The organism is Actinomycetospora straminea (assembly GCF_028737255.1).
GTDB lineage: Bacteria > Actinomycetota > Actinomycetes > Mycobacteriales > Pseudonocardiaceae > Actinomycetospora > Actinomycetospora straminea.
The window spans coordinates 584,348-608,885 of sequence record NZ_JAQZAN010000001.1; the positions used below are offsets into that span (position 1 = coordinate 584,348).

Genomic DNA, 24,538 nt, shown 5'->3' on the forward strand with positions numbered 1-24,538 from the left:
CCGTGATCCTGACCCCGGCCGGGGCGTGGCGCGCCGTGGGCAACATGCGCTCGCGGGTGCTCGAGGGCCCGTTCGCGGACCTGCGCCGTATGCCCCGCACCGCGTTCGACACCGGGCCGGGCGAGGCCGGCGTCGAGGGCGTCGGCCGCGCGCACGGGCTGGCGCGCGCAGGCTCGGTGAGCACCTACCGCTACGCCGTGCACCCCACGGCGCGGCTGCGGGGCGCACCGGTGGTGCTGGTGTCGCCGCTGGGCGCCTGCGGGGTGGCGTTCGACCTGCGGCGCGGCAACAGCCTCGTCGAGCACCTCGTCGGCGAGGGCCGGTCGGTCTACCAGGTCGACGACGAGGACCTCGTCGGCCACGGCGGCGCGATCACCCCCGGTCCCGCCGACCTCGAACGCTGGGTGGACGAGATCCTCCCCCACGTCGTGCGGACGGTCAGCGCCGCGCACCAGGGCGCCCCGGTGCACCTCGTCGGCTGGTCGATCGGCGGGCTGCACGCGGTGCTCGCCGCGACCGGCCACCCGGACCTCCCGATCGCCTCGGTCACGGCGATCGCGACGCCGTTCAAGCTCGACGAGGTGCCCCTGGTGGTGCGGGCGCGCCCGCTGGCGATCGCCGCGGGCGGACCCGTGCTCGCGACCCTGCAGACGCTGCTGGCGCTCATGCCGCTGCCCCGCCTGCTGCGCGCGCTCGGGCTCGGCTCACTCGACGAGCTGCTCACGGCGCCGCTGACGATGATCACGCGCCTGGACGACCGCGACTTCCTCGCGCAGATCGAGGCCGTCGACGACGTGCGGGCCCTCATCGGCGAGCAGGCCCGGTACGTCGGCACCTACTTCCGCGCGATGGTCACCCCCGAGGACCTCGAGGCCGGCCGCGTCCCCGTCGGACACCGGGTCGTCGACCTGCGCGACCTGCACCGCCCCGTCCTGCTCGTCGCCGGCGAGAGCGACCGCGTCGTCCCGCCGCGCGCCGTCCGCACGGGCACCCGCCGGCTGCTCGGCGCCGACACCCGCCTCACCACGGCCCCCGGCGGCCACCTCGGCGTGCTCACCGGCCGGGCCGCCAAGGACACGACGTGGGCCCGTCTGTGCGCGTTCCTGGGCCGCCACGACCCGCCCGACGCGGTCGAGGGCGGCAGCCCGACCGGGCGGCGGATGCTGCGCCCGGCGCGCTCGCGGTCGCGGTCCGGGGCCGACACGATGCGGCCGGCGCCGCGCGAGGAGCCCGCGCCGTCCGCGCCGTCGGCGTCGTCCGCGCCGTCGGAGGCCCCCGACGGCGGCTCCCGCAACGGGACGGTCCCGGAGAGCGGGGGGAACGCGACCCCCGCCCCGCGGCGTTCGTCACGCCTGCCGGCCCCCAAGCGGGCGACGCGCTCGCCCCGTCGCGGGCCGTCTTAGACAGAGTCCCTGGAGAGTTCCGGGGCAGCTCCGGCCTCACCGGCCCCCGTCGGGAGGGTCGTCTACTGTGACGGCGTGGTCTCGTTGCGCGATGCCCGCCGTGATCGAGGGTGGTCGCAGACCACGGCCGTGGCGCGACTGCGCGAGCTCGCCCAACAGGGCCAGGTGGACGTCGCCAGCGCCGCGAGCCTGAAGACCCAGCTGTCGCGCTGGGAGAACGGCACCGTCCCCGACGAGCCGTACCGCACGCTGCTCGCGGAGCTCTACGAGCGCGAGCTCGGCGAGCTCGGCATCGACGTCACCCCGCACTGGGAGCGCAGCCACGAGATCCCGGGGCTGCTCACCGAGATCCGTGACGAGCTGCGCACGCTCAACGAGCTGCTGCGCGACCGGAAGGACTCGACGCCGCAGCCGTGAGCAGGTCGTCGAGGTCCTGCTCAGTTCTGCGGGTGGCGGCCGCGGACGACCTGCAGGTGCGGCGCCTCGTCCGACGGCTCGAGCCGCGTCAGCACCAGCCCGAGGGCGGCGACCGACACGGTGCCCACGGCGGCGACGGCCTCCGCGGTCAGGTCGAGCACATCGGCCAGAGGACGCAGCGGCGCCAGCAACACGTTCACGAAACCCCTACGACGATCGGTGGAGCGAGGACCCGGGCCGTGACCCGAGGAGACCCGCGCGACGTCGTGGCATCGGTGCCGTCCGGCGTCGGGGCCGCTCGCGAGCTCGTGCGGACCATCGTGCCAGCCGGGCCTCGACACCGAGACCGCTGTCGCGTCAATTCACACGTCGGCCACAGCTGACTGCGCCAGCCGGTCGCCCTGGTGCGCCGATCGGTGGATTGTTTCCGCCGGCCGGTAGCGTCGATCTCTGCGCAGGCCGCGGCCGACGACCGGACCTACGGTACGGGAGTGCGCCATCGCCAGCTCGGTTCGAGCGACCTGCAGGTCTCCGAGATCTCCCTCGGCTCCTGGCTGACCTACTCCGGCGGCGTCGAGGCCGACGCGACGGCGGCCTGCACGCGGGCCGCCTTCGACGCGGGCATCACGTTCTTCGACACGGCCAACGTCTACGGCCGCGGGGCGGCCGAGGAGGCGTGGGGGCGGATCCTCGCCGACTACCGGCGCGAGGACTACGTGCTCGCCACCAAGGTCTACTTCCCGATGTCGAGGACCGACCGGGGCCTGTCGCCCGCCCAGATCCACAAGCAGATCGACGCCTCGCTGCGGCGGCTCGCCACCGACCACGTCGACCTCTACCAGTGCCACCGCTTCGACGCCGAGACGCCGATCGAGGACACGATGGAGGCGCTCGCGGAGGTCGTGCGCGCGGGCAAGGCGCGCTTCCTCGGCATCAGCGAGTGGACGCCCGACCAGATCCGCGCGGGCCTCGCCGCGTGCCCGGACGACGTGACGATCGTGTCCTCGCAGCCCCAGTACTCGATGCTCTGGCGTGCCCCGGAGGCCGAGGTCTTCCCGACGACCGCCGAGCACGGCATCTCGAACATCGTCTGGTCGCCCATGGCCGAGGGTGTGCTCACCGGCAAGTACAAGCCGGGCGAGCCGGTGCCCGTCGACTCCCGCGCGGCGAGCGACGAGATGAACGGGTTCATCCGCCAGAAGCTGACCGATCGCACCCTCGAGGCCGTGCAGCGCCTGGTCCCGATCGCCGAGGGGGCGGGGCTGTCGATGGCCGAGATGGCCCTGGCCTGGGTCCTGCGCCGCCCCGAGCTGGCGTCGGCGATCGTGGGCGCCTCGCGGCCCGAGCAGGTCCACGCCAACGCCGCGGCCGCCGGGATCGAGCTCACCGCCGACACCCTCACCGCGATCGACGAGGCCCTCGGCGACGTCCCCGTCACCGGCCAGCAGCTCGGCCCCGGCGCCTCCGCCGCGATCACCCACCGCTGAGGTGCGCCTCCGGCGCTCGTGAGCAGAAAGAAGTGCTGGGGCACTTCTTTCTGCTCACCTGCGCGCAGCGCACCTAGCGCGGCAGGCGGCGCCAGGCCCAGCGGGGCAGCAGGCGCATCACGGTGAAGAGCACGCGCAGCGCGCCCGGCACCCAGACGACGTCGCGGCCGGCGGTCAGGGCGTCGGCGGTGGCGTCGGCGACCTGGCCCGGTGTCGACGACAGCGGCGCCGGGTCGAGCCCGCTGTCGGCCGTCATGCGCCCGACGACGAAGCCCGGGCGCACGAGCGTGAGGTGCACGCCGCTGCCGTGCAGCGCGTCCGCGAGGCCCGACGCGAACCCGTCGAGGCCGGCCTTCGCACTGCCGTAGACGTAGTTCGCGCGCCGCACCCGCACCCCGGCCACCGACGAGAACACAACGATCTCGCCCGACCCGCGCGCCCGCATCCGCGCCGCGACCTCGGTGAGCACCGCGACCTGCGCGACGTAGTCGGTGTGCACGACGGCCGCGGCGTGCGCGGCGTCGCGCTCCGCGCGGGCCTGGTCGCCGAGGACCCCGAACGCGAGGACCACCGTGTCCGGCAGGCCGTGCGCGGCCTCGACAGCGTCGAGCACCCCGGCCTGCGCGGCGAGGTCGTCGGCGTCGAACTCCACGGACGCGACCTCGGCGCCGGCGCTGCGCACCGCCGCCTCCTCGGCCGCCAGCTCGCCCGCGCGCCGCGCGGCCAGCACGACGGTGCCGGCGCGGCCGGACGCGGCGAGGCGGCACGCGAGCGCCACCCCGATCTCGCTGCGGCCACCGAGGACGAGGACGACCGGGCGCTGCGCGGGCACCGCGGCAGCCTAGGGAGAGGCACTCGCCCCGAGGCCCGGGGGCCCGTAGCGTCACGGCGACCGACAGGAGGCCGCGCGGTGAAGACGGTGCACGCCATGATCCCGCCCCACGCGCTCGACGGCGTCCGTCGCGCGCTGGAACGGCACGCGGTGCTGGGGATGACGATCGCGGAGGTCAGCACCCTCGGCGCGTCCGGGTCGCGCAGCCTGCGGCGCGGGCAGGTCGTCGAGGACGGGCTCGCGCCGTGCCTGCGCATCGAGACGATCGTCCACGACGAGCTGGTCGACCGCGTCGTCGACGAGATCGCCGCCGCCGTGCACCCCGACGGGCGGCTCTGGGTGACGCCCCTGGATCTCGTCCTGCGCGTCCGGACCGGGGAGCGGGGCGCCGACGCGGTGTAATCGCCGGCGTCCCGTCGTGACCGCACCGTGACGACACGGTGACGCGTCGGCGACGACCGTCCGCCGCAGGGCCCCGCCCGCTGAGCGGAACACGGTGTCGCCGACGCACGCGGTGCGGCGAGGATCGTCCTGCCGGGGGACGACGCCATCGATCGAGTGATGGTGTGGGGGTGATGACGTGTCGGACGTCGGACGTCATCGCCGCGTCGGTGCCACCGGATTCGAGCACGCGGCCCTCTTCTACGACGACGAGGCGTGCTTCGTCCGTGGCGTGGTCGACCACGTGCGCGCGGGCCTCGAGGCCGACGAGGCCGTCGTGATCGCGCTGCCCGGCGAGGACCTCGGGCCGATCCGCGACGCCCTGGGCGCCGACGCCGCGGCCGTGGTCCTCCAGGACGTCCGCCGCCTCGGGCGCAACCCCGCGCGGCTGGTCCCGGCGCTGCACGAGTTCGTCGACGGCCACCCGGGCCGGCGCGCCCGCGTGGTCGGCCAGGGCCTGTGGGCCGACCGTCCCGCCGACGAGCGCGCCGCCTACCTCCAGCACGACGCGCTGACCAACCTCGCGTTCGCCGTGCGGCCCGTGACGATGCTGTGCCCGTACGACACGCGCCGGCTGGACGCGGACACCGCCGCCGACGCGCGCGCGGCGCACCCGCTGCTCGTCGAGGACGGCGCGCCGGTGGAGAACGCGACGTACGGCGACCCGCTCAAGCTCGCCGAGGCGGTGCTCGGCGCGCTGCCCGAGCCGCCCGAGCTCGGCGAGACGCTGGTCTTCGGCGCCCCGGACGGTCCGCGTGCCGTGCGCCGCGCGGTGGCCGAGCACGCGGCGGGCGCGGGCCTGGCGCCCGACCGCGTCGCCGACCTCTGCCTCGCCGTCCACGAGGTCGCCGTCAACACCGTCGTGCACACCGCGGGCCGCGGCATCCTCTCGCTCTGGCACACCGACGACCGGGTCGTCGCCGAGGTCCAGGACGGCGGGTGGATCGAGGACCCGCTGGTCGGGCGCTACCCGCCGGACCCGGAGGACGGGCGCGGGTACGGCCTGTTCCTCACCCACCGCCTCTGCGACCTCGTGCGCGTCGCGAGCAGCCGCGACGGCGGCACGACGGTGCGCATGACGATGTACCGCGACGGGGGCCCGCGCTAGCGTCTGCCTCCCGCCGATCAGGGAGCACACCGTGGACGCCGCCGATCTGCACGCCGCGATCTCCGCCGAGCGCCTGCGGCTCGCCGACGTGATCGACGCGCTGACGCCCGAGCAGTGGACGCAGCCGACGCTGTGCGCCGGCTGGACGGTGAAGACCCTCGTCGCCCACCTCACGCTGACCTCGCGGCTCACGCCGTTCGAGGCCGTGCGCGCCATGATCGCCGCGCGCTTCGACATCAACCGCATGATCGACCGTTCGGCCCGGGCCCGCGCCGCGGAGTACTCGCCGGCCGAGCTCGCGGCCCAGTACCGCGAGTCGGCGACCTGGACCGGGCGCCCGTTCGGCACCAAGCCCCGGGACCCGCTCGTCGACGTCCTCGTGCACGGGCAGGACCTCACCCGCCCGCTGTCCATCCGGCTCCCGATGCCGGCGGAGCACGTGGTCCCGGCGCTCGACCACACCCTCGGCGCCTCGTTCTACGGCGCCCCGAAGCGCCTCGCCGGCCTGCGGCTCGTGGCGACGGACGCCGACTGGTCCCACGGCGAGGGCGCCGACGAGGTGCGCGGCCCGTCCGGCGACCTGCTCCTCGTCGCCACCGGCCGTCGCTCCGGCCTCGACGCGCTCGAGGGCCCGGGTGTCGAGACGGTGAGCGGGCGGCTCTGAGCTGAGGCGGACCGTTCCTGTCCGCTCTCCCCGCTGGACTGTTCGCCACCGTCCGCCCCGAGGAGGAACCCGTGCTCTCCCGCTTCCCGCTCAACCCCGTGCTCCCCGCCGCCGACGGCCCCCGCGCCCGCGCCTTCTACCGCGACGTGCTCGGCATGACCCTCGTGTCCGGCCCCGACGACGACCCGATGATGTTCACCGCCGCGGAGGGCACCCGCGTCGTCGTCACCGAGATCCCCGACCGCCGCCCGGTGCCCTACCCCGTGGTCGCGTTCCTGGTCACGGGTCTGCACGACATCGTCGACGAGCTCCTGACACGCGGTGTCAGCTTCCACGACCCCGGCGCCGAGCGCGGCACGTTCGCCGGGCAGGCCGGCCGGGCGGAGGGCGTCGTCACCGACTACGGCCCGGTCCGCAGCGCCTGGCTGTACGACTCCGAGGGCAACCTCCTGGCCCTCAACGAGATCGTCGGCTGAGGTCTTGCGGCCCCGAGGACGCTGGGGCCGTGGAGGGACGACTCATGGGCTTCGTCGGCGTCTCCGACCTCGACGCCGCGGAGCGGTTCTACGGCGACGTGCTCGGTCTGGAGCTCGCCGACGAGCGGCCGTTCGCGCTGGTCGCCGACGTCGACGGGACGATGCTGCGGATCACCGAGGTGCCCACGCCGGCCGCCGCCCCGTACACGGTGCTCGGCTGGCGAGTCCGTGACCTCGCGTCCGCCGTCGACGAGCTCGCCGGGCGCGGTGTGGAGTTCACGCGCTACGAGGGCATGGGCCAGGACGAGCGCGGCATCTGGACCGCGCCGGGCGGGACGAGGATCGCGTGGTTCCTCGACCCCGACCGCAACAACCTCTCCCTCGCCGAGATCTGAGGAGCCGGGCCGTGGGCATCGGGATGACGAAGGTCCTGCACGTCAAGCTGCCGGTCACCGACCTCGCGCGCAGCGTGGACTGGTACTGCCGCCTCATGGACCTCGCGCTGGCCTACGAGTTCGTCGAGGACGGTGAGCTGCGCGGAGCGGTACTGCACGCGGAGGAGGGTGGGTTCAACCTCGCCCTGCGCCTGCGTCGGCACTGCGCCGGCAACCCCGACCTGACGGGCTTCGACGTCGTCGGCCTGCACATGGCGACTCGGGAGAGCCTCGTCGGCGTCCGGGAGCGGTGCGCGGCGCTCGGCGCCACGTGCACGGAGATCCAGGACCGCACGCCCCACGAGGCGGTCGTCGACGTGACCGACCCGGACGGCACCCTGCTGCGCTTCTACTGGGCGGACCTCACCGCCGTCCCCGACGTCTTCGTGGGCTACGAGTTCGACGGCGACGGCCCGCCCCGCGTCGTCGAGGAGCCCCGCCTCGACGCTCCGCGAGTGCTCGGCCGGACATGAGTCAGCCCCGTCGTCGCTGGTCAGCGAGGCAACGGGGCTGGTGGTGGCGGGTGAAGGATTCGAACCTTCGAAGCTTTCGCGACGGATTTACAGTGCGCGCCCGTTGTGCATCTGACCTGCGACGACGTGAGCGATCTTGGCTCCCGCCCGTGAATAGTCCGTACGGACACAGGACCGGTCCCGGTGGTGATCTCGTCGCGGCGCGGGTCCTCCCCGGCCGGGCCGTGGGTCCGGAGTGCCAGGTACTCCTTCCCGCCTGGCGCGGAGTGGCCCGCGGACTGGCTGGCCTCTGGCGCGTCGCGAGGAGGTCACCGCCGTCCCGCCCTACCCCCTGATCTCCGAGCGGTGTCGGGTCCGGGCGGAGCCCGTCGTTCGACTATGTGCGCCGCGCGGGAGGATGTGCCATCGACTACTTATAGTTGCTTCACTAGGCGAGCGATAAGCCATCCGGGCGTCAACGCTGGCTCCCGACCCGAACGACTGTCACAATCTGTGATTCTTTCGGCGACGCTGCACGAGCATTGGAGAGGATCGTGCGACACGAGGCCCCCTTGTTCCCTGATCCTGCACTGGGGTGTGACGAGCGAGCGCAGTACCTCGAGGCCGCTCGCAGAGCCGCGTCTGCCTACCCGGGCGCCCTCGGGGAGCTTGTCAGCCGCGAACTACGGGCATACGCGGAGTTCGGCTTTCGCCTGACCGGAGACAACCTCATCTTCCGCCTCGCTGCTGAGGTGCTGGCCGAGGTCGAGGAGGCGGGGTGATGACCGCTCCAACGTGGGCCACTGCCGTCGCGCACGGCGCCATCGCGACGCATGCGGTCTCGGCCCAGCCAATGATCTCAGGACGTGTCGCGAAGCTCCAGCTCCACGAGCAGTCGCGCTTGCGGGCGGCCGCTGAGCACTCCCGGCGGGTCTACCCCGGCGCGCTCGGTGAGTTGGTCGCTCGGGAGCTCAGTTGGTACGTCGAGTTCGGATGTCGACTTGCCGAGGACGGGCTCGGGGCACGCTTGGCCACCCAGGTCCTCGCCTTTCCGGCGGCGAGCAAGGAGCACTTACGGTCGTAACGACAGGGTGTCCGCTTTCTCGATCATCGGGTCGCCGCGGCGGCTCTGCGCGAACAACTGCGGGTGCGGCTCGGCGGCAGCGTCGGCGGGCCGTGGCCGAGCACGGCGCCAGCCGCGCGCAGCGCCACGAGACCGACGCCGCGAGACCGCCGAGCCGTGGCCGCACGGCGCTTGGCACCGCGCCGCCGCAGGCGGCGCCTTGATCCCCTAGAGCCGGATTCGGCAGGGTCGCGGCTTTGACGCTGACGGCCCTCATATATGTAGATCTCGCACCTACTGCTGCCCCAGTGCTGCGCGTAGATGAAAGCGGAATGGGTGCGCTCGCCGTGAAGGGCTGCGAGCCGGCGGGAGTCAGACCCGTCGGGCCATGCGGAAGCGCTCCGCGAAGAATCCGTCGCCGTCGAGCACCGAGGCCCCGCCAAAGTCGCCCATGGTTGGTCCGTTCGCGCCGGCCCGACTGGAGATAAAGCGGTGTCGATCGTCGCTGTCGAGACCGAGGTAGATCGCCGAGTGATCGATGTCGGGCTCGTCGTCCGTCGTGAAGAAGAGGAGATCACCCGGCTTCAGGTTCGCGAGATCGAGGGGTCGTGACCCCTCGTCCTCGAGCAGCAGGGTGCCCGGCCCATCGTGCGCCATAGAGTCGGCACGACGGGGCAAGCCTTCACCAGTGTCTCCCGCCAGCAGGGGCAGGCCCGACCGGTACCCGTAGACCATGCGGAGGAACCCGGAGCAGTCCAATGCGCCCGCCTGACCCGCGCTGGGTGTCTTCTCAGTGCCGTCCCCGAACGACCAGGGCCGGTCGAGGAAGTCGTAGAAGTCGGCCCCGATCTGCCGCTTGCCGTTGTCGAGCTCGGGCCCGAACGCCGCGTCGCCCGCAAAGCGGAGACCGTCGGCGTCGACCTGGTCCGGAGTGCCCTGCACGTACTGCGTCGCGATCTCGAGGATGTCCGGGCTGCGCTCGGCGAGCGCATGCGACAGCCACGTCCGCGCCCACGTCTCGTCCTGAGCGCTGGCGTGCCACGGCTGCGGCGCCAGGCGGACCCATTGCCCCGTCTCGACCGAGGCCCTCGTCCCGCTCTCGGCGAAGACCCGCAGTGGCCCAGCCAGGGTGACCGTTCGGGCGCCTTCGGTGAGGGTGGCGACCGTGATGTCCTGCTGATCCCGGACCTCGGTCACGCCTGGTCCGATCCGCTCGAAGACGAAGCCCGCAGGGTCCGCAGACGGCAGGGCCGCCGCATCGTCGTCACCCGCGAAGCCCGAGAACGGGACGAGCAGCACGCCGGCGACGAGCCCGACGACAACGCCGAGGACGCCCACGACGATGATTCCGATGGCGTGGGAGCCACCGCGCTCTCCCGGCACTCTTCGCTTCAAGTCGAGTCCTTCATCGAGTACTGACCAGGCCGAGCAGGAGTCCGACCACGAGGACGCCGTAGGCCAGTGCGCTGACCGTCAGCGTGCAGAGCAGGGTCGGACGAGTTGGCTGGCGAACCAATTGGTAAGCGATCAAGCCCGGGATGATGAACCCGAGCGTCTCGCTGGAGAACAGCAAGGGATAGTCGCGGTGGATGAGGAGGAACAGGCCGATGGAGAGGAGGACGCTTACCATTGTCACCGAGGCAAAGAGTCGCTTGCCGTAGAGGATGACGTGCCTCTGAAGCACCCGTGTGGCCAGGTAGGTGGTCGCCGTCACCGCGACGATGACGATGACCTTTCGCGTGTCCTCGGCCATTGCGAGCGCCAGCCATCCCGGCGTGATCATGCCGCCCGGCGAGAGGTTGGTCGTGAGGTAGCACCCCAGTGCCAAGAGCAGCCCGATGGCGAGCGCGATCGTCGCCTCCTCGGACGGCAGCGCTCCGAATCCGATCACAACAGCGTCCGCCGCTGCGCCGGGATCAGCAGTGTCGTCTCGGACGGCGCGGGCGCCGGGATTGCCGCATGTGCCGTGGGCGACTCCGCGATGCGCTCAAGCAGGACTTCTCCTTGGCCGTGGATGTTCCCGACCGCCACCATCGACGCCGCTCCGGAGGCATCGGTGACGAGGGCGTCCGCGAGTGCCGTGAAGTCGAGGGGGCCACCGAGCTCGACGGTCCTCTCGTCCATGGCCGGCGACATCGACGCTCGTGCCGAGCGCGTCTGCTCTCCGATCACCACCACACGGTCGGGCATCAGCTGCGAGGTCATCTCGCCCATCTGCCCGTTGCGTTCGATGCGGTCGGCTCGGCAGTTGATGACCAGGTTCAATGGGCGTCCGATCAGTCCGCGATCCTCGAGGAGCCGCACGTTTTTAAGCGTCGACTCCGGGTCGTTGGCCGCAAAGATGTTCGCGAACGACACCGTGCGTCCCCCGAGGTCGTGCGTGCTGACCGCGACGGTGCCGGGGTCTGGTCGAGAGGCGACCATGGCGTCGAGCGCGACGTCCCGACGGACCCCGCACAGTGCCGCCACGGCGATGGCCACGGCAACGTTCTCCTTGAACGTGATCCAGGGGAAGCGGGCCACCTCGGAGTCGCTGACGGACTCGGGGTCGACCTCAATGAGTCGACAGTTTCGGCGCTGCGCTTCCTTTCGGAGCACGTCCACGCGGTCCTGCTCCGCTGTGACGCAGATGCCGCCCACCGGCATCGAGCGGGACAACGACCGAGCGACGTCGTCGAGTGTAGGACCCATCTCGGTCAGGTGATCCTCACGGACATTGCAGATCACGCAGATGGTCGACCGGATTAGCTTCTGCTCGTTGACCTCCTGGAGGTCCGGGAGCACCGCCATGCACTCGATGACGAGCGCATCCGGACCGAACGCAGCTGCTCGTCGCACGATGTCGATCTGTTCGACGATATTGGCCAGGCCGAACTTCCGGTGGATCGGCTCGTCCTCGCCGTCCGGCCTGATGAAGCGAGCCGCCGTGCCGGTCGTCTTGGCGACGGTGAGGCGGCCTCCACCCCGGAGGGCGCCAGCACAGAGCCGCGTGATCGAGCTCTTCCCGCGGATGCCGTTGATGACGATCCTCGTCGGGATGGTCTCGAGATGCTTGTGGTGACGCCGCTGCTCGGCCACACCCGCCACGAGCGCGATCAGACAGCCGACCGCGTAGACGGTGAAAAGGAAGCCCATGTCAGCGGCCCACCGTCATCAGTGGGCCACGCTCGAGGAGCAGGGTGTCGGCTCGGGTCAGCTCGTCCGCGCTTCCCGGCCCGGTCGGCCGCTGAGTCACTCGGAGCACGACTGTGGGCGCCAGGAACGACTCCGGGTCGCTGACCACCCTCGTCTCGTCGTCGGTCGACGTCGCCTCGCCGTCCGCCTTGGCCCTCCACACCAGCACCCGAGCGAGGATGTGGTTCAACGCCGCGGCGATCGCGCCCGTCTCGTTGAGTCGTTCCGGCGGAACGGGTGTGGGAGTGGGACCCCCCGCGGGGACGGCAGCGATCGCTCGAGCGTGATCGGCCAGCGACCTCAGCGGGCGGATCGCCGAGATGTAGGTCCACGTCAGGAGGACAAGCGCGAGGACGCCGGCGATCCCGGCGACCACGGCTGACGTCCGCTTCACCGGATTGCTCGCGTACAGCGCGGTCGACGGGTCGTGCGCTCCAACGGCGACGAGGCGCAGCGTCGCGCTGGCGTCTCCGTACCCGATCGGAGCCGCGGTGACCACCGTGGGTGCACGTGTCGGCAGCGCCGACGTGGTCGGAGCCCCGTCGAGAGCTCGCCGCGCCGCCTGACGGAGGTCGTCGCCCTGCAGCGGCTCAAAGGCCGTGTAGCCGGAGCTCTTCAGGATGGTCCGCATCTCCGTGTCGACGACCGTGATCGCCGATGAGGGCGTCCGGAGGTGGTCGTTCAGCGCGCGGATGTCGAACTGACCGACCAGCGCACGCCCGTCACTTAGCGTCGAGGTGGCGACGAGATGCGGTTCGGCCCCTCCAGAGTTGAGCAGCGAGAGGCCCGGCCTCGGCACGGCGGTCAGGGTCGCGGTGCCGTCACCGGCGGAGGCCAGAGTCCGTGCGTCGGCGTCGAGGACGTACGCGCCCTTGAAGAGGGGCCGGGTCAGCACCGCGCGAGCCGCTGTACTGGCGGGATCGGTGAGCGCGGTGCTGCCGACTGCCACTGCGTCCAGTCCGGACAGAGCGCTCTCGAGTTCGTGCCGCACGACGGCGGCAGCACCGTCAGTAGCCTCCTGGGCGCCACCGGCCAGAGCGGGCTCCGAGACGTGGCCCTCACTCACGGCGAACGGGGTGAGGACGACCCAGGAAGTGATGACAGCGCCCACCAGACAGAAGATGGCCGCCGAGGTCACGGTGCGGCGCCGACCTTCGGGAAAGTCGCCTCGGACGGTGTCCGCGATGCGGTCGACTTCGCGGTTCATGGAGGTACGGATTTCGGGGCCGGCTCCGGCCACTGCCGACTCGAGGTCGACTCGCAGCAGACGGATAGGCGTCACGATCAGGCGTCGGAGGGCGACGTAGGCCCACATCGCGACGAGGGCGAGTGACAGCCCCACCACGAGCGCCGGGTGCTCCGTGCCACCGGTCGCGAGTCCGGTCCGCTCGTCCACGACAGCGGCGGGCAGGGCGATCAACACCACCGCGGCGATCAGGAGCGTGACGAACAGCGCGGCAGGCGCCACGCCGACACCTGATGGGAACTTGATCGGCGGGAAGGCGTACAGGGACATGGGCGACGCGCGCGTACCTCCGCTCTCGTCCCTCTCCGACGGTGCCTTTGTCACGGTCATTTCTCCCCCCGGGTTGTTTCTGGTCCTCGTGCTGCCGCAGCGCGTGGTGATCCGGGCGCCGGCTGTTTCGTCGTCTGTGGTGTGCGCGTCCCGCCGGTGCCGAGAGCGGGACGACCTGTGTTCACGGGCCGAGGGGAAGGAGTGGTGGAGGTAGCTGCTCCCCCGTCCCGAGGCTCGAACCCTCGAGTCGGACAGACCCTCCGGGTGCACTCCGCACGTGTGTGGCCTGAGACGGAGCCATGGCGCCCGGCACCGACCACTCGATGAGCCGGAACGCGTCGAGACGCGCGCTGACTTCGTCCGGTGTGCCGTCGCCTCGCATATCGGCGGGCGACGTCAGTCGGGCGAACACCCCGACGGCCACAGCGTCTGGAGGCGCGTCGGCGTCAATCCGTAACGGCTGCCAACCCCCGCGGTCCGTCTCACCGTGGAGGACCCGCACCGTCTGCCCGGTCGACGGCCCGCGCGTGTCCGCAAACCAGGAGAGCTGGAGCTCCAGCTGCGCTCCCTGAGAGAGACGCACCGACCCGGCCAACGAGACCCGGGCCCGAGAGGCGGGACGAGCGACAGGGAGCGGCGTCGCACGCGTGCCGGGCTCCTCGTCGTCTTTGTTCAACCGACGCAGGCGCTCCGAGTTCGGGTCGGTCAACAACAGACGATGGGTGGTGGTACCGATGGCAGGAGCAGGGTCCCCGTTGTCGCGCTGGAGCTCGTAGACGAGTCCGCGTCCGGCGGCGTCGTCCGGCACGACCCGGGTGTCCGGCCCCTGGGTCCACAGCGCGCCCGGGCCGACGCCGAGCACGTCGTTCTCGAACTCGCCGCTCCAGAGCAGATCGCGGCCCAGGTCGACGACGCCAGGCGTGGCCTCACGGGGCATCCAGCCCGGCGTCACCTCACTGATCCGCCCGTCGTCCGGCGGCTCCACTGTCGCCAACCGACGAGCCGTCGATGACGCCCTGGCGACGTCGAGCTCCAGTGCTCCGTCCTCCATCACGAACGGTCCGCGACTCAGGCCTCCGGCCGTCCGGGTTACCCGCTCCGCGAGGTCAGACCTGATGCCGCGGGCGACATAGCCCTCGATCGCCACCGGCTCGAGGAACGCACGGATTATCTGGCCGCGCCGGACGTGGACGTTGAGGACATAGCTCTGGAACGTCGGCCACACCGTCTGGTCGAAGACCAGGTTGCCGAGTGACCACGCCGCAAGGCTCCCGCCGTCCCAGTCCATCCCGCCCACGACGTGCGGGTGCGCGTTGACCACGAGGGTCGCGCCGGCCTGGCGCGCGATCGCCGTGTAGGACTCGACCTGCCCAGAGGGCTGCCTCCCGTACTCAAAGCCGCCGTGCACGCTGAAGATCACGACGGCCCCGGAAGCGCTCGCTGCGGCCACCGAGTCGCGCACACGGCCCGGATCACACGGCGCGGCGCCGCCCTTGCCCGGGCCCGCAACGTAGGAGATCGGGTTCTCCGTGCCCGTGATCGTTGTGCACCCCAGGAAGGCGAAGCGCGCTCCTTTGGCGCCGATCACCGCAGGGACGTAGGCCGCATCCACGGAGTTGCCCAGCCCGAACTGCCTCAGGCCGGGAGTGAAGCCTGCCCGCGCGAAACCGTCGACCGTGGACCTCACACCCGGCTCGAGGAGGTCGTACTGGTGGTTGTTCGCCAGACCGACGACGTCGACGCCGGCGGTGGCGAGCGCCTCGGGCATCGCAGGCCCGCTCGCGAAGACGAACTCCTTCGTCGGGTGGGCGCGGTCCGTCCGCGGACCGAGGGCGTTCACGAATGGCTCGTCAGAGATCGGGCTCTCGACGTTCACCGCAGTCAGGTCGGCCTGCGCCAAGAGAGGCGCGACCGAACTGAGGAGCGAGACGTGCTCCTCCACGTTCGACGGGTCCTTGATCAGCCCGTCGGACGTCACACCGTCCTCGTTCGGATCGAAGAAGCGGCGACCCATCATCACGTCGCCCCCGAACTGCAGAGCAACGGTCTCGCCGTCGTCCGGAGTCATCCGAATTAGCAACGGATCGCCCTGGAAGCCGGCTCGGGTCCGGCCCAGGAACCCTGCGCGCGACGCAGAGATCCAGGCACCTCCCGGAGCGACAGGGACGGAGAAGAAGCCGTTCGCGTCGCTACGCGTCCTCTCGGCACCGGCGGAGATCTCCGCGCCGGCGAGAGGTGACCCGTCGAGAGCGATGACTCGCCCCGTCACAGGACCAGTCACCAGGCGGGAGTCGGGGCCGGTTGGACCCGAGCATCCGGATAAGAGCACAACTATCGCAAGGAGAACGACGAGACCCGTCAACTGAGGCCGACGAAAGCTCTCGATCATGTTCCGTCAACCGCGGACAGGTCGGCGCTGCGGACTCGTTCTCCGCGACCGTTGAGGCCGCTGCCAGTGACGCATCGTGAGCGGCCAATCCGGGGAATCGGAGCACTGGTTACCACATCGCTGTAACTGGCCGTGCAGAAGCCGCAATTCAAGAACGAGTCCTCCGCAATCACAGAGCGTGAGTGAGAGTTGGTAGATCACGCAACATGTCGTCCGCCGCCGGAGCCCGGCCGCTCTCTGTCGTTCACGCTATCGAGGCACAAGGTCGGTTTCGTTACACGCTCTGTCGTTGCGACCCGTCGTCCATGGGGGGGGATACTGACAAATGCTCGATCGCTGTCACCCATTTAGAGTACGATCAGGCCCGGGACGTGATGTAGCGCTTGGCGGCACTTCGGGTGGGGCCTGGCGCGGACACGTCGGAGCCGCCATCCGCGACATAGACGGTCCGACTGGGTGCACCATCTGCGGCTGCAGCGGCTTCGACACCGACGGTTCGTCGCCTGGGATGCGCGTCGGACCTCGCTCAACGGAGTCAAGAGGCCGTCTATCGACAGGCAGCTACGTTTGCGCTTGGTCTCTGTCCCTCGGGCCGTCGGTACTCTGAGTGCGGTACCGCACTCGGAGGATGACATGTTTAGCTTGACCGTCCGCTTTGACCTCAAAGACGAGGACGCAGCGCAGGGGTTCGACCGGCTCGTGGCCGAGACGGCCCCTGGCATCCGCGAGCAGGAGCCGGGCACGCTCTTGTACGCGGTGCACACGGTCGAGGACGCTCCGTTGGCCCGGGTCTTCTACGAGGTGTACGCGGACCGCGACGCCTTCGAGGCGCACGAGTGTCAGCCGCACACGAAGCGCTTCCTCAGCGAGCGTGACCAGTACATCGTCGAGACGCGGGTGGAGTTCCTGACGCCCACTGGCGGCAAGAACCTCCCGCAGTGAGCGCGCCGGGCGACCAGCGAGCCTTCGGCCAGCGCGTCGCGTTCCTGCGCAAGAAGCTTGGCCTGTCTCAGGCGGAGTTCGCCAGTCGGCTCGACCGCTCTGAGACGTGGCTAAGCCAGGTCGAGCGCGGCGCACGGCGGATCGACCGCATGAGCGTGCTCGAACGGCTCGCGGATGCTCTCGGTGTTCCGGTCGCCGAGCTGGCGCCGGACCAGAAGATCGTCCAGGCCGATGTCGAGCCGGCGGCGAGCGCCCTGAGCCTCGCGCTCTCGTCCAGCGACGCACTCCACGCGGTCTTGGCCGGCACGCGGCCGTTCGACGTGCGGGACCTCGACCGGCAAGCGGTCAAGGCGTGGGAGTACGCCCACGGGTCGCAGTACGACGAGCTGGCGACGCTCCTGACCGACCTCCTCCCCGAGCTGGAGCGCTCCGCGCGGAACGCCAGCGGCGACGACGAGATCGTCGTCAACGTGGCCAAGGCACGGTCGTATCTCGCCGTGGCCGGCGTGCTGTCCAAGCTCGGCGAGACCGGCGCCGCGTGGGTCGCGGTCGACCGCGCCATCACGGCCGCGGAGAAGGCCGACGACCCGCTGCTGATGGCCGAGGGCGCGTTCCGGCTCGCGATCGTCTTCCAGGTCGCACGACGCTTCGACCTCGCCATCCGTGCCGCCGAGTCGGCGGCACACGCGCTCGACGAGCGAGCCGCCGAGGGCGACGCCCCCGCCATCGCGGTCCGTGGCGCGTTGAAGCTCCAGCTCGCGGTCGCCTCGGCGCGGCTGAACGACGCGCGCATGGCGTATCTCTACCTCGACGAGGCCCGGGCGGCAGCCGACGGGCTGGGCGAGGACCGGAACGACTACGAGACCGAGTTCGGGCCGACGAATGTGCTCCTGCATGACGTGGCGGTGGCGGTCGAGCTGGGCGACGCAGGTCGTGCGCTCCGGGTCGCCGAGACGGTCGACGCCTCCGGACTCTCCCCCGAGCGGCAGGGCCGGCTCCTCATTGACGTCGCTCGTGCGCAGGCCCAGCTTCGCCAGACAGACGCCGTTGTGGCGACCCTGCGCCAGGGCCTCGACCTCGCTCCGCAGCAGTTCGAGAGCCATGCCCGTGTCCGCGAGCTGGTCGCCGACCTCGTCCAGAGCGACCGCACGGGCTCGCAGGAGCTTCGCGATCTGGCACAGCGAGTGACCTGACAAGACCACCCGAATAGACCCGCACAATTAGTGCGGCACCCGCACTTTAAGTGCGTACGCTCCTCGGTACCTGGGCACGCGTGCCCCTGTGACGAGGAGATGGTGATGGCAGTCCCTTACGGGCAGAGGTTCCCGGTCGAGTTCGAGACGGTGTTCCCGCAGGGCGGGTTGATGATGGGCGAGGTCTCGGCGGTGACCGAGTACCAGTCGCGCGAGGACCGGGCGAAGGGCCGGCCCGTGCGTCAGCAGGTCGACGAGGAGACCGGCAAGCGGATGTGGCGCGTGACGGTCTCGGACCCGTCGGCGACGCGCGAGGCCGACAAGTCGGTCTCGGTGACGGTGCTGGCCGAGCACCAGCCGGTGCCTCCGGACGGCATCGAGGTCGCGCCGGGCATCGTCGTCCGGCCGATCGAGTTCGAGGGCATGACCGCTGCCCCGAAGTTGGAAGGCCAGGGCGAGTACAAGCGCCTCGGCTACACGTTGCGCGCGACCGGCATGCGGACCCCGGCGGGTCAGGGTGCGCCTGCTCCTCGCTCGTCGTCCCGCGGTTCCGGAGGGTCGGGCGCGAGCGCGACGCCCTCCAGCGGCCAGGACCCGACCGACGGGAAGGCCGCGTGATGGCCGGCGTCGAGTCGCCCGAGCCCGGGATCGCGATGACGGTCGGCGTGCATGTCCGGCCCGACGCGCAGATGGGGTTCATCGTTCACGCCGACGAGGATCGCGTCACGCTCGACGTCGAGGAACGCACCGGGAGCCGGCTGACGCTGTTCCTGCACTCCGGCGAGCTGGTCCGCCTCTCGGACTGCTTCGCCGCCGCCGTCGCGGAACTGTTGGCGGCCCAGCATGCGATCCGCGGAGCCTGCGGCTCCGTCTGACTCGGCGCCGGGGCGGGTCCTGGCGACCAACCTCTCCCCGTCCCGGCGCCTTCGCCCCTCCGCACACGACGGTGCCGGAGCGCGTCGCCCACGGTAGTGACCGCGGGTCCCGCCGTCCCGGTCCGTCGTGTGCCTCCCGACCCCGGAAGGCACGACGATGAGTTCCCCACCTCAGACCCCGCAACCAGTTCACACGCCCGAACCGGTCCTCTCTCGCCTGCGACGCGACGTCGGACCGGGACGCGAGTTCCACAACCCGGCGACCGTCCGACTCGTGCTGCGCCGGGTCCTCTTCGACGGCGACGGACCGCCGTCCTGGCGACAGCACGCCACGTGCGACGGCCTCGACGACCTGTTCTTCCCCGAGCCCTCCGATCCCGATGCGGTCGCCACCTGCCGCGCCGTGTGCGAGTTCTGCCCCGTCCAGGCGGCGTGCCTGGACGACGTCATGAGCTGGGAGCACTCGGGGCGACGTCACGGGGTCGTCGCCGGCTTGACGCCCACCGAGCGGACCCGGCTCGCCCGTGAGCAGCGCGGCGAGCCCGACCTGGGAGGTGCGGTCGCATGAGCACCCCGAAGGCGGAACCGATCGTGTCCGACCGCTGCGAGGTCTGCCGGGCGCGGATCGAGCGACGCCGCAACGCACCTCGCCGGTGCCCTGACCACCTCGATCAGGCCGCCCTGTTCGACGCCGCTCCGCTGCGTCGTCGTGCGGCCACCCGTCGGGCCGTACTCGGCACCGCTCGATCCCCGCGCACCGGTCGATCGTCCCCACAGGAGCCGTAGATGTTCACGCACCAGCCCTTCCGCGGCTCGACGATCCGACGTCGCGCCGACGTCCAGCGCACGGCGATCGTGCGGGAGCCCGACACCCTCTCCAGCCGTCTCGGGCTCGCCGCCGGGCGTGGTCTGTTCCGCCTGGCTCTGCTGGCGGTGTGGGCCGCCGTGATGGCGATCTGGCTGCTGGCCTACGTTCCGATCCTCGGGGCCGTCGTCGCCCTGGCGGTGCTCCTCGGCGCCATGCAGGGCGTCGCCGGCTTCCTGGCGGTCCTGGCGGTCGCGCTGGCTGCCGGCGTCACGTGGTGGTGGTCGCACGGTGCGTCGTTCGATCGCCTGATCTCCTCGCGGGTGTTCCGGTTCGGCCGGCGCATCCGGTACCGAAGCGGCTTCGCCGACCTCATGGCCTCGGCCGGCCTCCAGGCACGCGACGCCTCCGCCCGTCTCGTCGTGCCCCGGCTGCTGTGGTGCCGCCTCGGTCCGCACGCCGATCTGCTCACCGTCCAGCTCTGCCCCGGCGTGACGCGGGAGGACCTCGAGGAGCGGACCGACGAGCTGCGCTCCGAGTTCCGGGCCCTCGACGTCCGGGTGCTCGCCCACCGGCGACGCGGCTGGGTGTGGCTGCGCGTGATCTGCGCGGACACGCTGATGGAGCCGACCGCTCCCCCGAGCTCGGCGCACGCCGTCGACCTGGAAGCGCTCCCGCTCGGGCGCCGGGAGGACGGCTCGCCCTGGCGGCTGCGGCTGCTCGGGCGGCACGTGCTGATGGCCGGCGCCTCCGGCTCGGGCAAGTCGTCGATGGTCGCCGGCCTCCTGGTCGCGCTCGCCCCGGCGATCCGCGACGGCCTCGTGCGCGTCATCGGGATCGATCCGAAGGGCGGCATGGAGTTCGGCATGTACGCCGAGCTGTTCCACCTCCTGGCCGCCGACAGCGACGAACACCTCGTCGTCGGTCTGGAGGCCGCGGCCGCGCTGACCGCGCAGCGCACCCGTGAACTGCGCTCCCGAACGCGTCAGCACGTGCCGACGACCGCCGAGCCGTTCTACGTCGTCCTCGTCGACGAGGTGGCCTCCCTGACCACCTACATCGCCGATCGCACGCTGCGCAGCCGTGCTCAGGCCGCGCTCGGGCAGCTGCTCACCAAGGGCCGCGCCCCGGGCGTCTCAGTCGTCGGATGCGTGCAGGACCCGCGCAAGGAGGTCGTTGACCTGCGCGGGCTGTTCACCACGCGCGTCGGGCTGCGGATGACGGAGAAGACCGAGGTCGCGATGGTCCTCGGCGACGGCGCCCGGGACCGGGGCGCGCGCTGCGACCAGATCAGCGCGCTGACGCCGGGCATCGGCTACGTGGTCGACGACGAGGGCCAGACGCTCACCAAGGTCCGGTCGGTCTACGTGGACGACGAGCAGATGCGCTGGCTCGCCCGCACCTACCCGAGCCCGACCCGCGAGGACATCTCATCGGTGATCCCCGTTCAGCGCGACGAGCCCGCCCCGCGCAAGAAGGCCAAGAGCGCCCCGACGAAGGGCGGTGAGTCCTCGTGACCGACGACGGCGAGGTGGTGGCCGGCGCGAGCACGCCGGCCGAGCGGTCGGTGCTCCCGATGGCTGCTGACGTGGCCCGGGCGATGGCCGCTGAGCATGGCGTCTGCATCCGGCCGGTGGCGCTGCGGCGGATCGACACCCAGGCCGGCCGCACCGAGGTCGTGCCCGTCGCGTGCGGGTCGACGCGGGAGGACGTCTGCGGCCCGTGCGCGGTGAAGGCCCGGACCCTGCGCATGGCGCAGTGTCGCGAGGGGTGGCACCTCGACGAGGAGCCCGACCTGTCCCCGCGCGAGCCGACCGACGAGGAGAAGGAGATCGTCGGCGCGCGGGCCGATCTCGTGGTGGCCTACCGCGCGGCCCGGGAACGCGGTGACGACGAGACGGCCGAGGAGCTGGCGGAGCAGGTCGAGGACCTGGACGAGCAGTTGCGGGCGCTCGGAGTGCGCGGCCGGCTGGCTCCCCTTGACCCGCCGGAACGGGCACGCCGCAAGCGGTCCACCCGACGACGTCAGGACGCCCCGAACCTCCCGCGGCGGCCGGTGGAGGACCGCACCGTCGGACAGACCTTCGGCGCCGGTCGCTACCGGCCCTCGACGTTCGTCACCTGGACGCTGGGCAGCTACGGCCGGGTCCGCGAGGACGGGACGCCGGTGGACCCGGCGAGCTACGACTACCGGCGTGCGGCCCGCGACGCGATCCACTTCGCGGCCCTGCTCGACCGGCTGTGGCAGAACACCCGGCGCTGCGTCGGGTGGGAGGTCCAGTACTTCGGCACCGTCGAACCGCAGCGCCGGGGCGCTCCGCATTTCCACGCTGCCGTCCGGGGCTCGATCTCCCGCACCGACGTGCGTGCGATCACCGAGGCGACCTATCACCAGGTGTGGTGGCCCGCGCACGACCAGGCCGTCCACACCGCCGACCGCCCGCCCCAGTGGGACGCGGTCCGGCGGGTGTTCACCGACCCGGACACGGGAACGGCCCTGCCCTCCTGGGACGACGCCTGCGACGCCGTCACCGAGCCCGCGCACGTCGTGCGCTTCGGGGAGCAGGTGCACGTGAAGGGCATCCTCGGCGGCACCGAGGACGCCGGGCGCCACATCGGCTACCTAACCAAGTACCTGACGAAGAGTGTCAGCCATGCCGCCAGGCTCTCGGCCGCGGCCAAGGGCGAGGAGCAGGAGGAGCAGGCGCGGCCGGTGAGCGACCGCCAGCGCGCCCACGCCCGCCGGCTGCACGCCGAGCTGGCCATGACGCCGTGCTCGCCCCGCTGTGCGGTGTGGCTGCTCTACGGCGTGACACCAAAGGGCGCCGGCGCCCGCACGACGCCCGGTGTCTGTCGCGGCAAGGCGCACCGCGCGGAGACGCTCGGGCTCGGTGGACGTCGGGTCCTCGTCTCGCGGAAGTGGTCGGGCAAGACCCTCGACGACCACCGCGCCGACCGGACCGCGTTCGTTCGGCAACTGCTCGCCGACGCCGGGATCACCCCCACGACCCGGACCACCACCGGCGATCCGGCGGTGCGCTGGGAGCCGACCCGGCCGAACGATCCGGACGTGCCTGGACGCCCGGTGCTGCTCCTGGCTGCGATCGCCGAACGCCAGCGATGGCGCGCGGAGTACACCGCGGCCCAGCTCGCAGCTTCGGGAGACCTCCCGTGTTCGGCAATCGACGGAGCGGCGGCGTGAGCGCCCGGGTTCCGGCACCGCGTTGGCCGGTGGAGAAGCTGACCGTCGAGCAGGTCTGCGACGAGCTGCAGGTCGCGCGCTCGACCTTCTACCAGTGGCGCCAGCTCGGAAAGGCGCCGAAGTGCATCCGGCTCCCGAACGGTGCCATTCGCGTCCGTCGGGCCGATCTCGACGCCTGGCTCGACGGCTGCGAGGTCCCGGCCTGATGGCGCCGGAACGAGAGACCACGCTCGACGTTCGGGTGTGGGGCGTGAAGAAGCGCGAGGGCGCCCGCGGCACGACGTACCGCGTGCGGTGGATCGTCGCCGGCCACGAGTGGCACGACTCGTTTCCGCACCCCAAGCAGGCCGACGGGTTCCGCTCCGAGCTGGTGAGCGCGATCCGGCGCGGGGAGCCGTTCGACCTGGCGACCGGCCGGCCCGTGTCATCAGCGCCCGAGGTCGCCGTGGTGACCTGGTTCGAGCTGGCGTGCGACTACGTCGACATGAAGTGGCCCCGTCAGGCCGGCAAGAGCCGGCGCGGCATCGCGGAGTCGCTGACCACGACGACGCCGGTTCTCCTGACCACCGACCGCGGCCGGCCGGACGACGACGTCCTGCGGGCCACGCTCTACGCCTGGGCCTTCAACGCGCCCGTTCGCGCCGCCGGCCCGCCCGCTGACGAGGAGATGGCCGCGGCGGCGCGCTGGCTGGCTCAGCACACGGTGCCGGTCTCGGCGCTGGCCGACACCGTGCTCGTGCGTGCCGTCCTGGACCGCTTCACGTTGCGGCTCGACGGGACGCCGGCCAGCGCGAGCACCGTGACCCGCAAGCGCGCCACGTTCTTCAACATTGTCGAGTACGCGGTGGAACGGGAGCTGCTGCGGTCCAACCCGCTGCGCACGATCCGCTGGAGCGCGCCGAAGCTGGCCGACACGGTCAACCCGCGGGCGGTGGTCAACCCGGCGCAGGCACGCTCGCTGCTCGAGGCGGTGAAGGTGCAGGGCAAGGCCGGGCCAGCGCTGGTCGCGTTCTTCGCCGCGATCTACTACGCCGCCCTCCGCCCGGCCGAGGCCGTGGAGCTCCGCCGCGACGCGCTGACGTTGCCCGAGGACGGCTGGGGCGAGCTGTACCTCACCGGCTCGGCCCCGGAGACCGGCCGCGCGTGGACCGGGCTCGCCACCCGCCGGGAGCCGCGCGGGCTCAAGCACCGAGGACGTCAGGACGTGCGGATCGTGCCCGCTCCCCCGCCGCTGGTCCGGCTGCTGCGCGACCACCTCGACAGCTTCGGCGTCGACCGGCAGGGCCGGCTGTTCCGTGGCGCTCGCGGTGGCCCGCTGGCCGGCAGCGTCTACCAGCGGGTCTGGCGCGACGCCCGCGAGAAGGCCCTGACGGCCTCGGAGGTGGCTTCACCACTCGCGCGCCGGCCCTACGACCTCCGGCACGCCGCCGTGTCGACCTGGCTGAACTCCGGTGTTCCGGCACCGCAGGTCGCCGAGTGGGCCGGGCACAGCGTGAACGTGCTCCTACGCGTCTACGCCAAGTGCATCGTCGGCCAGGAGGACGAGGCGCGTCGCCGAATCATCGAGGCGCTGGGCGAGGACCCGTCATGATCCATCCGTATGCAGCATCGTCGGCCCCGTCGTCGCTGTTCAGCGAGGCAGCAATGAACGTTCGAAGCCCTCGC

General features: G+C 71.7%; 25 protein-coding genes and 1 pseudogene. 18 read left to right on the top strand and 8 right to left on the bottom strand.

The window, feature by feature from the left end:
- Window positions 1-2: 2 nt before the first annotated feature.
- Both PH190_RS02760 and PH190_RS02765 read left to right on the top strand, forming a co-directional pair.
- Complete coding sequence (locus tag PH190_RS02760) at window positions 3-1,403, top strand: alpha/beta fold hydrolase (RefSeq protein ID WP_274229950.1); 1,401 nt, start codon at window positions 3-5, stop codon at window positions 1,401-1,403.
- Window positions 1,404-1,532: 129 nt separating this feature from the next.
- Window positions 1,533-1,820 carry a hypothetical protein gene (locus PH190_RS02765; protein WP_274229951.1) on the top strand — a complete coding sequence of 96 codons (288 nt, stop codon included), beginning with the start codon at window positions 1,533-1,535 and terminating at the stop codon, window positions 1,818-1,820.
- A 20-nt stretch (window positions 1,821-1,840) separates the two neighbouring features.
- On the opposite strand, the gene PH190_RS02770 is transcribed toward PH190_RS02765, so the two are convergent.
- Complete coding sequence (locus PH190_RS02770) at window positions 1,841-2,020, bottom strand: hypothetical protein (RefSeq protein ID WP_274229952.1); 180 nt, start codon at window positions 2,018-2,020, stop codon at window positions 1,841-1,843.
- Between the two features lie 291 nt (window positions 2,021-2,311).
- Between PH190_RS02770 and PH190_RS02775 the strand changes: the two genes are divergently transcribed.
- On the top strand, window positions 2,312-3,307 hold the full coding sequence (locus PH190_RS02775) for an aldo/keto reductase family protein (protein WP_274229953.1): 996 nt from the start codon (window positions 2,312-2,314) through the stop codon (window positions 3,305-3,307).
- A gap of 73 nt (window positions 3,308-3,380) precedes the next feature.
- On the opposite strand, the gene PH190_RS02780 is transcribed toward PH190_RS02775, so the two are convergent.
- Window positions 3,381-4,139, bottom strand: a complete 759-nt coding sequence (locus tag PH190_RS02780; protein WP_274229954.1) for a decaprenylphospho-beta-D-erythro-pentofuranosid-2-ulose 2-reductase — start codon at window positions 4,137-4,139, stop codon at window positions 3,381-3,383.
- Between the two features lie 78 nt (window positions 4,140-4,217).
- Here PH190_RS02780 and PH190_RS02785 point away from each other — a divergent pair, with 78 nt between their 5' ends.
- The 6 genes from PH190_RS02785 (at window position 4,218) to PH190_RS02810 (ending at window position 7,735) form a co-directional block, all read left to right on the top strand.
- Window positions 4,218-4,541 (top strand): P-II family nitrogen regulator, encoded by a 324-nt coding sequence (locus tag PH190_RS02785; protein WP_274229955.1) that lies wholly within the window; start codon window positions 4,218-4,220, stop codon window positions 4,539-4,541.
- 178 nt (window positions 4,542-4,719) lie between these two features.
- The gene (locus PH190_RS02790; RefSeq protein WP_274229956.1) at window positions 4,720-5,688 is read left to right on the top strand and encodes a sensor histidine kinase; all 969 of its coding nucleotides are present in this window, start codon (window positions 4,720-4,722) and stop codon (window positions 5,686-5,688) included.
- Window positions 5,689-5,719: 31 nt separating this feature from the next.
- Window positions 5,720-6,352 carry a maleylpyruvate isomerase family mycothiol-dependent enzyme gene (locus PH190_RS02795; RefSeq protein ID WP_274229957.1) on the top strand — a complete coding sequence of 211 codons (633 nt, stop codon included), beginning with the start codon at window positions 5,720-5,722 and terminating at the stop codon, window positions 6,350-6,352.
- Between the two features lie 71 nt (window positions 6,353-6,423).
- On the top strand, window positions 6,424-6,828 hold the full coding sequence (locus PH190_RS02800; RefSeq protein ID WP_274229958.1) for a VOC family protein: 405 nt from the start codon (window positions 6,424-6,426) through the stop codon (window positions 6,826-6,828).
- Between the two features lie 29 nt (window positions 6,829-6,857).
- Window positions 6,858-7,223, top strand: coding sequence for a VOC family protein (locus PH190_RS02805; protein ID WP_274229959.1), 366 nt, complete (start codon window positions 6,858-6,860; stop codon window positions 7,221-7,223).
- A gap of 11 nt (window positions 7,224-7,234) precedes the next feature.
- On the top strand, window positions 7,235-7,735 hold the full coding sequence (locus PH190_RS02810) for a VOC family protein (RefSeq protein WP_274229960.1): 501 nt from the start codon (window positions 7,235-7,237) through the stop codon (window positions 7,733-7,735).
- 1,414 nt (window positions 7,736-9,149) lie between these two features.
- On the opposite strand, the gene PH190_RS02815 is transcribed toward PH190_RS02810, so the two are convergent.
- The 6 genes and pseudogenes from PH190_RS02815 to PH190_RS30700 all read right to left on the bottom strand — a co-directional run.
- Window positions 9,150-10,115 (bottom strand): C40 family peptidase, encoded by a 966-nt coding sequence (locus PH190_RS02815; protein WP_274229961.1) that lies wholly within the window; start codon window positions 10,113-10,115, stop codon window positions 9,150-9,152.
- A gap of 67 nt (window positions 10,116-10,182) precedes the next feature.
- The gene (locus PH190_RS02820; protein WP_274229962.1) at window positions 10,183-10,668 is read right to left on the bottom strand and encodes a poly-gamma-glutamate biosynthesis protein PgsC/CapC; all 486 of its coding nucleotides are present in this window, start codon (window positions 10,666-10,668) and stop codon (window positions 10,183-10,185) included.
- Window positions 10,665-11,912 carry a poly-gamma-glutamate synthase PgsB gene (gene pgsB, locus PH190_RS02825; protein WP_274229963.1) on the bottom strand — a complete coding sequence of 416 codons (1,248 nt, stop codon included), beginning with the start codon at window positions 11,910-11,912 and terminating at the stop codon, window positions 10,665-10,667. Before pgsB ends, PH190_RS02820 begins: the two co-directional genes overlap by 4 nt.
- Before the next feature lies 1 nt (window position 11,913).
- Window positions 11,914-13,467 carry a HAMP domain-containing protein gene (locus PH190_RS02830; RefSeq protein ID WP_274229964.1) on the bottom strand — a complete coding sequence of 518 codons (1,554 nt, stop codon included), beginning with the start codon at window positions 13,465-13,467 and terminating at the stop codon, window positions 11,914-11,916.
- A 181-nt stretch (window positions 13,468-13,648) separates the two neighbouring features.
- The gene (locus tag PH190_RS02835) at window positions 13,649-15,535 is read right to left on the bottom strand and encodes a CapA family protein (RefSeq protein ID WP_274229965.1); all 1,887 of its coding nucleotides are present in this window, start codon (window positions 15,533-15,535) and stop codon (window positions 13,649-13,651) included.
- Between the two features lie 33 nt (window positions 15,536-15,568).
- A pseudogene (locus tag PH190_RS30700) lies at window positions 15,569-15,856 on the bottom strand (carboxypeptidase-like regulatory domain-containing protein); the annotation flags it as partial.
- A gap of 633 nt (window positions 15,857-16,489) precedes the next feature.
- Here PH190_RS30700 and PH190_RS02840 point away from each other — a divergent pair.
- From PH190_RS02840 to PH190_RS02880, 9 genes are all read left to right on the top strand, one after another.
- Window positions 16,490-16,798: a putative quinol monooxygenase gene (locus PH190_RS02840; RefSeq protein ID WP_274229966.1), complete on the top strand. Its 309-nt coding sequence runs from the start codon at window positions 16,490-16,492 to the stop codon at window positions 16,796-16,798.
- A complete protein-coding gene (locus PH190_RS02845) occupies window positions 16,795-17,991 on the top strand; it encodes a helix-turn-helix domain-containing protein (protein ID WP_274229967.1) in 1,197 nt (398 codons plus the stop codon). The genes PH190_RS02840 and PH190_RS02845 overlap by 4 nt, the downstream gene beginning before the upstream one ends.
- A 105-nt stretch (window positions 17,992-18,096) precedes the next feature.
- Entirely contained in the window at window positions 18,097-18,609 is a 513-nt protein-coding gene (locus PH190_RS02850; protein ID WP_274229968.1) for a hypothetical protein, read from the top strand.
- Complete coding sequence (locus PH190_RS02855) at window positions 18,609-18,866, top strand: hypothetical protein (protein WP_274229969.1); 258 nt, start codon at window positions 18,609-18,611, stop codon at window positions 18,864-18,866. Before PH190_RS02850 ends, PH190_RS02855 begins: the two co-directional genes overlap by 1 nt.
- A 274-nt stretch (window positions 18,867-19,140) precedes the next feature.
- Window positions 19,141-19,434: a WhiB family transcriptional regulator gene (locus PH190_RS02860; protein ID WP_274229970.1), complete on the top strand. Its 294-nt coding sequence runs from the start codon at window positions 19,141-19,143 to the stop codon at window positions 19,432-19,434.
- Between the two features lie 218 nt (window positions 19,435-19,652).
- Window positions 19,653-21,188 (top strand): FtsK/SpoIIIE domain-containing protein, encoded by a 1,536-nt coding sequence (locus tag PH190_RS02865; protein WP_274229971.1) that lies wholly within the window; start codon window positions 19,653-19,655, stop codon window positions 21,186-21,188.
- 59 nt (window positions 21,189-21,247) lie between these two features.
- Window positions 21,248-22,873, top strand: a complete 1,626-nt coding sequence (locus PH190_RS02870; RefSeq protein WP_274230054.1) for a replication initiator — start codon at window positions 21,248-21,250, stop codon at window positions 22,871-22,873.
- Between the two features lie 29 nt (window positions 22,874-22,902).
- Complete coding sequence (locus PH190_RS02875; RefSeq protein ID WP_274229972.1) at window positions 22,903-23,079, top strand: helix-turn-helix transcriptional regulator; 177 nt, start codon at window positions 22,903-22,905, stop codon at window positions 23,077-23,079.
- Window positions 23,079-24,464: a tyrosine-type recombinase/integrase gene (locus tag PH190_RS02880; protein ID WP_274229973.1), complete on the top strand. Its 1,386-nt coding sequence runs from the start codon at window positions 23,079-23,081 to the stop codon at window positions 24,462-24,464. The genes PH190_RS02875 and PH190_RS02880 overlap by 1 nt, the downstream gene beginning before the upstream one ends.
- The last annotated feature ends 74 nt before the right edge of the window (window positions 24,465-24,538 follow it).